This is a genomic window from Bacillus sp. SRL543, assembly GCF_984799205.1.
The window spans coordinates 1,160,396-1,172,500 of the sequence record NZ_OZ481794.1; the positions used below are offsets into that span (position 1 = coordinate 1,160,396).

The 12,105-nt window shown below is 45.3% G+C and carries 15 protein-coding genes (1 of these 15 running past the window's edge); 12 read left to right on the forward strand and 3 right to left on the reverse strand.

The annotated features are described in order from the left end of the window. Positions 1-246: 246 nt before the first annotated feature. Positions 247-1,542, reverse strand: a complete 1,296-nt coding sequence (locus tag AC4E8B_RS05980) for a glutamate-1-semialdehyde 2,1-aminomutase (RefSeq protein WP_490217661.1) — start codon at positions 1,540-1,542, stop codon at positions 247-249. Positions 1,543-2,045: 503 nt separating this feature from the next. Between AC4E8B_RS05980 and AC4E8B_RS05985 the strand changes: the two genes are divergently transcribed. The 4 genes from AC4E8B_RS05985 to AC4E8B_RS06000 all read left to right on the forward strand — a co-directional run bounded on the left by AC4E8B_RS05985 (position 2,046) and on the right by AC4E8B_RS06000 (position 6,423). Beyond that, positions 2,046-3,053 (forward strand): ABC transporter ATP-binding protein, encoded by a 1,008-nt coding sequence (locus tag AC4E8B_RS05985; RefSeq protein WP_490219524.1) that lies wholly within the window; start codon positions 2,046-2,048, stop codon positions 3,051-3,053. Positions 3,054-3,063: 10 nt separating this feature from the next. Then, entirely contained in the window at positions 3,064-3,882 is an 819-nt protein-coding gene (locus AC4E8B_RS05990) for an ABC transporter permease (protein WP_490217662.1), read from the forward strand. 88 nt (positions 3,883-3,970) lie between these two features. Beyond that, a complete protein-coding gene (locus AC4E8B_RS05995) occupies positions 3,971-5,248 on the forward strand; it encodes an IS110 family RNA-guided transposase (RefSeq protein ID WP_490216957.1) in 1,278 nt (425 codons plus the stop codon). Between the two features lie 389 nt (positions 5,249-5,637). After that, positions 5,638-6,423: an ABC transporter permease gene (locus AC4E8B_RS06000; RefSeq protein WP_490217664.1), complete on the forward strand. Its 786-nt coding sequence runs from the start codon at positions 5,638-5,640 to the stop codon at positions 6,421-6,423. A 73-nt stretch (positions 6,424-6,496) separates the two neighbouring features. Here AC4E8B_RS06000 and AC4E8B_RS06005 read toward each other — a convergent pair whose 3' ends face one another. After that, the gene (locus AC4E8B_RS06005) at positions 6,497-6,742 is read right to left on the reverse strand and encodes a hypothetical protein (RefSeq protein ID WP_490217666.1); all 246 of its coding nucleotides are present in this window, start codon (positions 6,740-6,742) and stop codon (positions 6,497-6,499) included. A 148-nt stretch (positions 6,743-6,890) separates the two neighbouring features. On the opposite strand from AC4E8B_RS06005, the gene AC4E8B_RS06010 reads away from it, so the two are divergent. The 6 genes from AC4E8B_RS06010 (at position 6,891) to perR (ending at position 10,820) form a co-directional block, all read left to right on the forward strand. Further along, positions 6,891-7,295: an ion channel gene (locus tag AC4E8B_RS06010; protein WP_490217668.1), complete on the forward strand. Its 405-nt coding sequence runs from the start codon at positions 6,891-6,893 to the stop codon at positions 7,293-7,295. A gap of 70 nt (positions 7,296-7,365) precedes the next feature. Next, entirely contained in the window at positions 7,366-7,836 is a 471-nt protein-coding gene (gene bcp / locus AC4E8B_RS06015; RefSeq protein ID WP_490217670.1) for a thioredoxin-dependent thiol peroxidase, read from the forward strand. 270 nt (positions 7,837-8,106) lie between these two features. Further along, entirely contained in the window at positions 8,107-8,544 is a 438-nt protein-coding gene (locus tag AC4E8B_RS06020) for a hypothetical protein (protein ID WP_490217672.1), read from the forward strand. Positions 8,545-8,780: 236 nt separating this feature from the next. Further along, entirely contained in the window at positions 8,781-9,722 is a 942-nt protein-coding gene (locus AC4E8B_RS06025; RefSeq protein WP_490219526.1) for a D-2-hydroxyacid dehydrogenase, read from the forward strand. A 1-nt stretch (position 9,723) separates the two neighbouring features. After that, positions 9,724-10,275 carry a cob(I)yrinic acid a,c-diamide adenosyltransferase gene (locus tag AC4E8B_RS06030; RefSeq protein ID WP_490217673.1) on the forward strand — a complete coding sequence of 184 codons (552 nt, stop codon included), beginning with the start codon at positions 9,724-9,726 and terminating at the stop codon, positions 10,273-10,275. 107 nt (positions 10,276-10,382) lie between these two features. Then, positions 10,383-10,820 (forward strand): peroxide-responsive transcriptional repressor PerR, encoded by a 438-nt coding sequence (gene perR / locus AC4E8B_RS06035; protein ID WP_022543515.1) that lies wholly within the window; start codon positions 10,383-10,385, stop codon positions 10,818-10,820. Between the two features lie 130 nt (positions 10,821-10,950). Here perR and AC4E8B_RS06040 read toward each other — a convergent pair whose 3' ends face one another. Next, positions 10,951-11,319: a YgzB family protein gene (locus tag AC4E8B_RS06040; RefSeq protein ID WP_009795226.1), complete on the reverse strand. Its 369-nt coding sequence runs from the start codon at positions 11,317-11,319 to the stop codon at positions 10,951-10,953. A gap of 116 nt (positions 11,320-11,435) precedes the next feature. Here AC4E8B_RS06040 and AC4E8B_RS06045 point away from each other — a divergent pair, with 116 nt between their 5' ends. Together AC4E8B_RS06045 and AC4E8B_RS06050 are read left to right on the forward strand one after the other, a co-directional pair. Further along, positions 11,436-11,591: a hypothetical protein gene (locus tag AC4E8B_RS06045; protein WP_490217675.1), complete on the forward strand. Its 156-nt coding sequence runs from the start codon at positions 11,436-11,438 to the stop codon at positions 11,589-11,591. Positions 11,592-11,626: 35 nt separating this feature from the next. After that, positions 11,627-12,105: the 5' portion of a nucleotidyltransferase-like protein gene (locus AC4E8B_RS06050; protein WP_490219528.1), read on the forward strand. The gene runs 394 nt beyond the window's last position; only the first 479 of its 873 coding nucleotides appear in the window; it begins with the start codon at positions 11,627-11,629; the stop codon falls past the right edge of the window.

The window sequence follows — 12,105 nt, forward strand, 5'->3', positions numbered from 1 at the left end:
AAGGCAAGATAAGCCTTCATTTTTCAAAATTCATGGCGTACCGCAGTAAGTTTTTCGAAAATTAGTATTTCTATCATATCATAAGAATTTTCAGAAATCAATTAATTATACAAAACTATGGATGAAGAATGGCGGGCGGTAAATGGGACTAATTATAAAACACCTTACTTTGTAAACGTTTTCAAAACAAGTCAAATGAAAAAAGGAGCCGATGAAGGCTCCTTCTATGCATAAAAAACTGTATAATTATTCTCCGCTCATTATACTGAATGCATGGTTGACTGCGTGGAGAGTTGCTTGTATATCTTCTTCGGCATGGGCGATGGTAATAAACCAGGCCTCATACTTGGAAGGTGCCAGGTTGATCCCCTGTTCCAGCATCAGCCTGAAGAAACGAGCAAAAGTTTCTCCATCTGTGTTTTCCGCCTGCTCATAGTTTTCCACTTTTTCTTCCGTAAAGTAGATTGTCAGCGCGCCTTTCAGGCGGTTGATGGTAATCTGGATCCCATGCTCAGCCGCGGCCTCCAGTATGCCTTCTTCGAGCATCTGGCCAAGCCTGTCGAGATATTCATAGACTCCATCCTGTTTGAGTACTTCAAGGCAGGCGATCCCGGAAAGAATGGAAGCCGGGTTTCCTGCCATCGTCCCTGCCTGGTAGGCGGGACCCAATGGAGCTACCTTTTCCATGATTTCAAGTTTCCCGCCGTAAGCACCGATCGGAAGCCCGCCGCCAATGATTTTGCCCATTGCTGTCAGGTCGGGCTGAACGCCGAGCATGTCCTGTGCTCCTCCATACATAAAGCGGAAAGCCGTAATGACTTCATCATATATGACGAGGGAGCCTGCTGCATGGGCGATCTCATTGATCTGCTCCAGGAAGCCTTCCTTCGGTTCAACGATGCCGAAGTTCCCTACAATCGGCTCGACCAGCACTGCGGCAATCTCGTCTCCCCATTTTTCCATTGCTTCTTTAAATGGCTCAATATCATTGAATGGCACAGTGATCACTTCCTGGGCAATGCTCTTAGGCACGCCGGCGGAATCCGGAGTTCCGAGTGTGGCCGGGCCGGAGCCTGCAGCTACAAGGACAAGGTCGGAGTGGCCGTGGTAGCATCCGGCAAACTTAATAATTTTGTCTTTTCCTGTGTAGGCGCGTGCCACACGGATCGTGGTCATGACGGCCTCAGTGCCTGAATTGACGAAGCGGACCTTTTCCATCCCCGGCATCGCTTCCTTCAGCATTTTGGCAAATTTCACTTCGTGGGGGGTTGGTGTTCCGTACAGGACCCCTGTTTCTGCCGCTTTTTTGATTGCTTCTGTAATATGAGGATGGGCATGTCCTGTGATGATGGGGCCGTACGCAGCCAAATAGTCGATATATTGGTTTCCGTCAACGTCCCAGAAGTATGCCCCCTGTGCGCGCTCCATCACAACCGGGGCTCCGCCGCCAACTGCTTTATATGAGCGGGATGGGCTGTTTACTCCGCCGACGATATGTTTAAGTGCTTCTTCGTGAATCCGTTCTGAATTTGAGAAATTCATTTTTTTCCTCCTTAAAGGCGTAATTCCTCCTCTATATTACCGCAGTTTAACGGGCAGTAATAGCCCCGCGCATATAGTAAGAAATTTACGAAAAAGGAATGGGAGCGGGACTAAACTGCCCGTAAAGCCCGGCTGGTTCAACTAACCCCCTGGGAAGGGCGTCCAGGGGCAAGTTTCCCAATGCCGCAGTTTAACGGGCAGTAATAGCCCCGCGCATATAGTAAGAAATTTACGAAAAAGGAAGGGGAACGGGACTAAACTGCCCGTAAAGCCCGGCTGGTTCAACTAACCCCCTGGGAAGGGCGTCCAGGGGGAAGTTTCCCAATGCCGCAGCATAACGGATGCTCCTGGAAAATAAGGCGGGTGAGCGTGCAGGCTATTTGTATAAAAGTTGTGCTTTGGCTAAAATGATTCTTTAGGGCATAAGCTGCTGAAAAGGATCATATGCCGTGGACATGATGAAATACATGCCCTTTGAAAAAGGGATTGAACTGGAGGAAAACATGAAGGATGCCATCATTGTAAATGGCCTGCGCAAGGAGTTTAAGGCCTATTCAAGCAGGGCCGGCCTTAAAGGGGCCTTCCGCGATCTGTTTACGCGTAATTATAAGATTGTCCCTGCAGTCAACGATATCAGCTTTAAAGTGAGGCAGGGGGAAATGGTCGGCTATATAGGAGAAAATGGTGCGGGAAAATCGACCACGATCAAGATGCTGACCGGCATATTGGAGCCGACTGCCGGTGAGGTGACCGTTAACGGGATGAATCCGCACAGAGACAGGGAAAGATTTGTCCAGACGATCGGGGTTGTATTCGGGCAGCGTTCCCAGCTGTGGTGGGATATTGCGGTACAGGAATCGTTCCGGCTTTTAAAAAAGGTTTATAAAGTGTCAGATGAGGATTATGCGAGCCATATGGACCATGTCATCAGGACGCTTGATATCGGGCCGCTCCTGGATAAGCCGGTACGCAAGCTTTCCCTTGGCCAGAGAATGCGCTGCGAGCTGGCGGCGGCGCTGATCCATAATCCGCCGCTGTTATTTCTTGATGAGCCTACGATCGGCCTTGATGTGCTGGTTAAGCTGAAAATCCGTGAGTTTTTAAAAGAAATCAACGAGAAATATAATACAACCATTCTTTTGACCACCCATGACCTTACTGACATCGAAGCACTTTGCGAGCGGGTTGTCATGCTTGATGAAGGAAGCATCATATATGATGGCGCCCTGCAGAGCCTGAAGGAAACCTGGGCTGAAGGAAAGGAAATCCGGTTTGAATTCCTTGAGCAGGCAGAGATTGGGGCTTTGGAGAAGCTCACTGCCAACTTGCCTGTTGAGTGGCAAAGGAATGGAGAGGACGAAGCCTTTACAGCTTTTACCGAGGATAAAGAGGAAGTCATTTCTGCGCTGATTGCAAGTGTAGTCTCAGCCTACAATGTCAGGGATATCAAAATCATGGAAACGTCAACCGAAGAAATCATCCGCAATATTTACGATAAGGGCATGGCATGAGGAGGCAGAGATGGATAAGTATTTAGAGATGATCCGAATCCGTTTTTTGATGATGCTCGCCTACCGGACGAATTATTATACAGGCATTCTGATATACAGCATTAATATAGGCGCTTATTATTTTTTATGGACAGCGATATATGGAGGGAAAGAGAGCATCGAAGGCCTTTCCGTCCTGCAGATGACTACATATGTAGCTGTGGCCTGGATGGCGCGGGCCTTTTATTTCAATAATATCGATCGGGAGATGGCTGCAGAAATAAAGGAAGGGAAGGTAGCGGTTGAACTGATCAGGCCGTACAATTATCTGGGCATGAAGACCATGCAGGGGCTTGGTGAAGGAATTTTCCGTTTGTTCTTTTTCTCTGTTCCCGGCATGGTCATTGTAGCCCTGATCTTCCCGCTTGAATTTTCGGCAGACCCTTCTACCTGGCTGCTGTTTTCAGTGTCCATAGTACTCAGCTTCTTGATCAATACCCAATTAAATCTGCTGACAGGGATTACGACCTTTTTCTTATACAATAATACTGGTCTGATCAGGGCTAAGCGCGTTGTGATCGATCTGTTTTCCGGACTGCTGATCCCGCTCTCCTTTTTCCCTGTCTGGGCGCAGGATATTTTGAAATTCCTTCCCTTCCAGGGCATCAGCTATGTTCCGAGCATGATTTTCACCAATGGCTTCACGCATGGGGAAGCCATCAACGGTCTGCTGCTTCAGGCAGTATGGGTGCTGATCCTCATTATTCCGATACAGGCACTGTGGTCCGCTGCGAAAAAGCAGATGGTCATACAAGGAGCATTCCTGTTAGAAGGATTTTCGGGGACTTGAACAAAAAAGAGCCCTCTTGGTATGATACGGGGTGTCAAATCGTGCGCCGATATGACCCCTAACTTAGTTAACCAAGGAGGACTCCTTAATGGATTTTAAACAAAATCAGAAAATTAATCAAGTCACCGAAAATACACTTGTGATTGGAATCGACATTGCCAAGCGGACTCACTATGCTTGCTTTGTAGATGACCGAGGAAGAGTGCTTCAGAAATCCTTCTCAGTTTCCCAGTTAGAAAATGGTTTTGAGCTTTTCTATCAACGTATTTTGGCCGCCATGAAAGAGAACGCCAAAACAGAAGTGATTGTAGGGATTGAACCTACGGGACACTATTGGCTCAACCTTGCCTATTTTCTAGAGGAACGGGGAATCCCCCTAGCCATGGTTAATCCTATGCATGTTAAGCGATCAAAAGAGTTGGATGATAATCTGCCAACTAAAAACGACCGTAAGGATGCATTGGTCATTGCTCGCCTAGTAAAAGATGGGCGCTTCAGCTATCCGCGCATCCTGAAAGGCATGGAGGCTGAACTCCGCGTCGGATCATCGTTCAGAGGTAAATTGACAGAGGAATTGGGCGCTGTCAAAAACATGATGATTCGCTGGCTGGATCGTTATTTCCCTGAGTTTGTCCAAGTATTTCCGTCATTCGGAAAAATGGCATTGGCTGCACTTCAATGCACTCCTTTTCCGAGTGATCTACACCAGAAACAACCCGATGAAGTGTTATCTCTTTATCGAAAGGCCGAGGGGCTCAAATCCCCCCAGAAACCAAAAGCAGTGCGTCTTATTGAAGTCGCTGCCAGTTCAATTGGGGTAACAGAAGGACACCAGATGGCCCGAATTGAAATTGCCACACTTGTCCGTCATTATCATCAACTTGAACAGGATATTGAAAACATTACCCTTCATTTAGATAAGCTTGTAAAAACATCTGTAGAATATGAATGGCTATCAACGGTGCCTGGGCTTGGAGATGCCACCATTGTTGACCTACTAGCTGAGATCGGAAGCTTTTCACACTACGAAGATCCACGCCAAATCATTAAACTTGCGGGATTAACGCTGCGTGAGAACTCATCCGGAGAGCATAAAGGGAAAAAACGCATCTCTAAACGGGGAAGGAGAAAGCTGCGAGCCCTCCTATTCCGAGTCATGATGCCAATGATTCGCCACAACGAAGCCTTTAGAAAGCTTCATGAGTACTATACAAACCGTAAGGTTAATCCATTGCGTAAGAAACAATCCATCGTGGTTCTATGCGGGAAGCTATTAAAAGTTTTGCATGGTATAAGCACGAAGCACAGAGTATTTGATGCACAGCGAATGATGAGGGATATTCCAAGTCTCGAAGAGGCTGCATAAGACCCTACATCCCTTAATGAGACCTAGACAACTGGATGACACGGAGAAGCTGGCACTATTTTTTCCATTCGACCCAGAGTCCCTAAAGGAGCTTCGCTAGCCTCTGCCTTATGACTAGACCGAACGAAGGAATGTAGGCACACTGATGCCCAGAGACATGGGAGGGTACGTCATCATAAGCTACGCAGAGATCCATTGTGCATCGCATATAACCTAATCACCATTTACCATATTTATACACTGGTGACCGCGTAGCGCACCCATATGTTGGAATAGTTTCACATAAAAGAAAAATACTGTTAGAGTTCGTGTCAAAAAATATTTTTTTGACACCCCATTAACGGCTCAAACCGTTGATAAATCAATATTTATAGAGGGAGGGTAACAGCTTGTTTTATATTTCGATTTTCTTCCAATATGTTTCTCAATATATGAAAACAAGGCTGGAGTATCGGGCAGACCTGGCAGTTGAGGCAGTATCCGATTTGCTGTTTCAGGCCGTCAATTTGATCTTTATTCTGGTTGTATTTGGCCATACCAGCTATTTGAGCGGCTGGAACAGGGATGAAATCATCTTTATCTATGGATTCTTTCTTGTACCGTATGCCCTGTTTTCTTCCTTCTTTAATATATGGGACTTCAATGAACGGTATATCGTTAAAGGTGAGTTTGACAGGATTCTGACAAGGCCTGTCCACAGTCTCTTCCAAATTGTCCTGGAAAGGATGGAACTGGAGTCTCTGTTTGGCGTAGTGACCGGCCTGGTCATTATGTTTTATGCAGGGGAACAGCTTGGGCTCAGCGTAAGCTGGTACGATCCGTTCCTGTTTGTCCTGCTGGTGATCGGCGGAGTGATGGTATATGCGGGAATCTTTGTCCTGATTGCCTGCATCAGTTTTTGGGCTGATGCAAGAACGTCCATCATGCCGATGATGTACAATATCGGGAATTATGGAAGATATCCGGTGGACATATACAATGGCGCCATCCGTTTTGTCCTTACCTGGATCCTGCCGTTCGCATTTGTCGGTGTCTATCCGGCTGCCTATTTCCTTGGAAAACATGAATGGCTGGCCTATTCATTTCTGACACCTGTTATCGGCCTGGTTTTCTTCTGCCTGTCGATTATCGTCTGGAATCAGGGTGTGAAGAAATACCGCGGTGCAGGAAACTAGAATGGCAAAAACAGCACTCTCTTACATGGGGTGCTGTTTTTTTATGTCTTCTGACTCGGTGTATACTCAAACTCTAATTCTGACTGCTGTTTTCTTTTTCGTTCAAATGTTTTATATCTTTGAGATAGTCTTGATAAGCAGCCGTTACTTTATCCGGCGGCTTTGGAAGTGTTTTATAGATTTTATTAAGCATATAAACCGCTCTGAATAAAGTGCCCGCAATGATTCCAAAAGCGATAACGCCTGCAATTAAAGGACTCATCAGTAATAAAAGGCATCCTAAAATTGCAGCCAGCAAGATGGACAGCAGCAAATACATAAATAACTCCTCTCACTTTAAAAAATGAATATTCATAATTTTACCAGGATAATCCTGGAACTGCACTATTTGTTAAAAGACAAGCCGGCATACAGGCCCTGTTTGAAGCGTATAAATCTAGGGAGTATAAAGGAGAAGAGGGTCTGATTTGGTTTTTTATCTTTCGCTGATATTGATTGCCTTCTGTATTTTGATGAGCCTGCGGACATTGTTTATACCGCATAAGATTCGCGGAAAAAGAGTCTCGATTGAGAATTTTCTGTATCTGGCTTTTATATATGTGACGGTCATGATTGGCTTTGGGCTTATTTACGTTTTAATAGAGCAGAACGGTTCCACAGTTCTCCGTGAAAGCGCTGGAGGGGGAGGAGGGACATTCTTTCAAAGGCTGGAGACAGGCTTCTATTTCAGCGCCGTAACCCTTTTTTCAGTAGGGTACGGGGATATTTCCCCTGTGGGGATCGGCAGGATGATTGCCGTACTTGAGGCATTGATCGGCTATACGATCCCTGCTGCTTTTGTAGCGAGGGCCGTATTCGACAGGGAGTCCTGACAGCATCCGGATTTGTGTTTGCAGCAAATTTTGGATAGGCTTATGGTATAACATTGATGGAGGGATTATTATGCAGATTGAACTGGGAAAACAGGCTCCGGAATTTGAACTGCCCGGGGCAGATGAAAAGCCGGTAAAGCTGTCGGATTTCCGGGGCAAAAATGTGGTTCTGTACTTTTACCCTAAGGATATGACGCCAGGGTGCACGACAGAAGCATGCGATTTCAGGGACAAGCATGAGGAGTTCCAGGGAGCGGATGCTGTTATCATTGGCATAAGCCCTGATCCGGCAGGCAGGCACGGCAAATTTATCGAAAAATACGGATTGCCATTCATCCTGCTGTCAGATGAAGAGCATAAAGCTGCCGAAGCGTATGATGTCTGGAAGCTGAAGAAGAATTTTGGCAAAGAGTATATGGGGATTGAAAGATCCACCTTCATCATCGATAAAGAAGGGAATTTGGTGAAGGAATGGAGGAAGGTCAAGGTAAAAGGCCATGTTGAAGAGGCGCTTGCTTTTGTGCAGGAGCAGCTTACCTGAATGGTGGGATTGGATACTTGTATCCAATCTTTTTTTATTTTAAGTGTAGTGATATGCCCAGTCCATTCGTCTAATATACTAAGAATTAAATTTTCCAAATACGATATTGGGTGATAAGTGATGGGCAAATGCATTTATATCTTGCTAACGGATACAGGAACAATATTTTCGAGAATGATCAAATGCTATACAAGAGCTCCTTATAACCATTCTTCCATTGCATTGGATCAGCAATTCAATCAGCTGTACAGTTTCGGGAGGCGCAGCTACATGAATCCTTTATCAGCGGGCTTCATCCGCGAAAGGGTTGACAGAGGTGTATTCAAGCATAAAAAAAATACAAGATGCGCGATCTACCGGCTTCAGGTTTCTGATTCCCAGCATAAAGAAATCCGGAAGATGATCCTCCATTTTGAGGAAGATCCGCTGAAGTATAAATATAATCTCCTCGGCTGCATCGGTATACTTATAGGAATAAAATTTCAGCGGAACAATGCATACACCTGCTCCCAATTCGTATCAACGGTCCTTACAAGGAGCGGTATACATACATTCAATAAATGCTGTGAAATGATCAGGCCTGATGATGTTGCCAGCATCCCCCGGCTGTCTTTGATATACGAGGGATATCTCCATCATTATTGGGAGAGATCGCAAATGGCAGACCTCCTGCATAAAAGGGCGGCTGTCTGGCCCAATTTAACATAACAAAGGCTGATGTCCATTCATTTAAACAAGTTTTGAATATCATCTTATTAGGGCATACCTCCTCAGATACTTTGCAGATCCTTTCAGGGTCTGTCTTTTTTTATGGAAGAACAGCAGTGAGTACCGCTTGGGAAGTTTCGGCAGCTGAAGAAGCGGGTATGATCGATTGAAAAATGTAAAAATATCCTTCGGGTGATATGATGAAGAAAACGAAGGAGGGAACGGGATTGAAAATAGTGTCTTCTCTGCAGCCGGAAAAGGAACTGCAGGATAAGGTTAAGAATACTTTCCCGGATGCGGAAATTGAATTTTATGAGAGTATGGAGCAGGCTGAAGGGGCATTTTCCCAGGCAGATATCTTCATTACATATGGCGAGGATCTGACGGCTGAGCATCTGGAAAAGGCAAAAATGCTGAAATGGATCATGGTTATGTCCGCGGGTCTCGAATTGATGCCGCTCAAGGAATGTGAAGAAAGAGGTATCCTGATTACAAATGCAAGAGGGGTTCACAGCATCCCGATGGCAGAGTTTGCACTTGGGATGATGCTGATGCACGAAAAAAAGGCGAAGAAGCTTATTGTAAATGAAGAGAATGAAGTCTGGGACCGGAATATCCAGATGGGAGAGCTCCACGGAAAAACCATGCTGATCCTGGGGACGGGCGCTATAGGAAAAGAAATAGCCCGGCTGGGTAAAGCATTTGGATTGAAAACCTGGGGCATCAACCGCAGCGGTGCCCCTGTGCCCTATATTGACAGCCTTTTCAGCCTTGAAGAGTTGGACATACTATTACCTGAGGCTGATTTCCTTATCTCGGTGCTCCCCAGTACAGGAGAGACAAGGCATCTGCTCGGGAAGGAGCACTTCAGCAGGATGAAGAGCAGTGCAGTCTTCATCAACCTGGGCAGGGGAGATGTTGCCGGGGAAGAAATATTGCTGGATGTTATGCGGAAGAGGGAGATTTCACATGCCTATCTGGATGTTTTTGAGACAGAGCCGCTGGAAAAAGGCCATCCATTCTGGAAGCTGGACAATATCACCGTCACTCCCCACTTATCAAGCAGATCAGCCATGTACCTGCCAAGATCCTTTGAAATTTTCGTCCATAATCTTCATACATATATACAAAACGGGAAAGACTTTGTGAATAAAATTGATCCTGGAAAGGGGTATTGAATTGAAAATCTACACTAAGACAGGAGATAAAGGAACAACCTCGCTCATATACGGAGAGCGTGTATCTAAAGGGGACATGCGGGTAGAAGCTTATGGGACCTGCGATGAAGCAAACTCGATGATCGGCCTGGCGCTCAGTTATCTCAAAGGAGAATTTTTCCAGGGTAAAAAAGAGCTTGAAGACACATACCATAAAATACAAACAGCTCTTTTCCATGTAGGTGCAGAGCTTGCAACTCCTCCCGGGAAAGAGGTCAAATGGAAAGTTTCTGAAGAAGATATAGAAGTAATGGAGAACAAAATTGATGAATGGGATGCTGAACTCCCGCAGCTTGCCAATTTTATCCTGCCAGGGGGCAATCCCGCCGGAGCCGCTTTCCATTCTGCCCGGACGATTGTGCGGAGGGCGGAAAGGGAGGCCGTGCGGATTGAAGGAGTGAACCCCCTGGTGCTGTCATACCTGAACAGATTGTCTGACCTGCTGTTTGTAACGGCCAGATATGTAAATCTCCAGCTGGGGGAAAACGAGAAAAATCTTCACGAAGAGGATTGAAAACAGCAGGCATCATACAGGAATATTGACAAATAGCATAAAAAGTTAGTACACTATTTATAAAGATTACAAAGTAAGAATCTTTGTTGGAAAAGAGGTGCATGACGGTGGCTCAAACACAGTTAAAAGAAGCGCTGGATACCTTGAAGGATACAGGAGTGCGTATTACTCCGCAGCGTCATGCGATACTTGAATATTTAATAAGCTCCATGTCACACCCGACTGCAGATGATATTTATAAAGCATTAGAAGGAAAATTTCCTAATATGAGTGTGGCTACAGTTTACAATAATCTAAGAGTATTTCGTGAAGTTGGCCTGGTAAAGGAACTGACCTATGGTGATGCATCAAGCAGGTTTGACTTTATAACAACCCATCATTATCATGTGATTTGCGAGAACTGCGGAAAAATCGTGGATTTCCATTATCCTGGTCTGGATGAAGTTGAACATCTGGCATCCCATGTAACAGGTTTTAAAATCAGCCATCACCGCATGGAGATTTACGGCACTTGCCCGGATTGTGCAAGCAAGGAAGCGCACTAATTCTATAATGCCGATAGCATGCTATCGGCTTTTTTCTTTTGCCTTAAAGGATTCAGCGGCTGCCGGATCTTCGCGGACATATAAAAAACAACCCAGCAATCCCTGCTGGGCCGATTTATTCTGAGCATATCTATTGCTCAGCTTTTTTCTGTTTTGAACCCTTTCTGTTGTAGCTCTCGTTGAATTCTTTCCCTTCGAGGGAAGGATCGAGTGTCAGCGGTTCATTGCAATACATGCACATATCCACACGGCCAAGCATCTTTGTATATTTCCCGCAATTTGGGCACTCAACTTGTACAGTTTTTGTTGAGAGCATGCCAATCCAGAAATAAACACCGGTGCTTGCGATGATGCAGAGCATGCCCAGCAGCATGAATATAGTCATGACAATCGGTGAAGTCCTGAAGAATATTCCTATATACATAACAATAAAGCCGATGAATACCAGACTAAGCGCAAAGGTCCGTATTTTATTGATCTTGCTCGAATATTTTGCCATTCTTTTTTGTCCCTCCCAAAGTATAACTATATCATATTTGCTTTTCTAAAGGATATCTCCTAAAGCATGAATCATGCTCCTGTCGAATAATGCTTGAAGACAGCAGGAATTCCTGGATGGCTGTAGAACCTATATTCTATAAAAGAAAAGCAAGGACCTTGGGCAAAGGAGCGCAGACTGAGAACGCATCAAATATGGCAGCATCAGAGTGCCTCACCAGTCCGGTCCCGCGGGCAGGCTCAATTGCCCTGAAGTCATTGAAGTTCAAATAAATGCATGTTCATCTAAATTAAATGGAGGAATGATGATGGAAGACATTCTTCGCCCTATTTATCAGGAACGGGCAAGCCAGGCCAACACGCTTGGGGTGCTGATCATAGAAAAAAGAAACAAAGCGGTCCCTGTTACGGATACCTTTGATGCAGTCCTGCTGATTGTTGTCCAGGAAGCAGAGGTTCCGGTTTTTGTGAAGCACTATACTTATAATGATAAAAAAGCCGCCCTGCATATTGTAAAGGAGAGCCAGCTGAATGAATGGATCCTCCACGGTTCCAACCGGAAGATTTTTGATTGGCTTTATAATGGGAGAATCCTTTTTGACCGCAATGAGTATATAAGCAGCCTGAAAGTTGAATTAAGGGAATTCCCGTTCTATGGAAGAAAGCTGAAGATGGGCGTGGAATTTGCAAAGCTGATAAGGCGCTATATGGATGGGAAAGCATTTTTTGAAAATAATCATTATCTCGATGCCTATAACCATGTCGTTCATTCTCTCCACCATCTGGC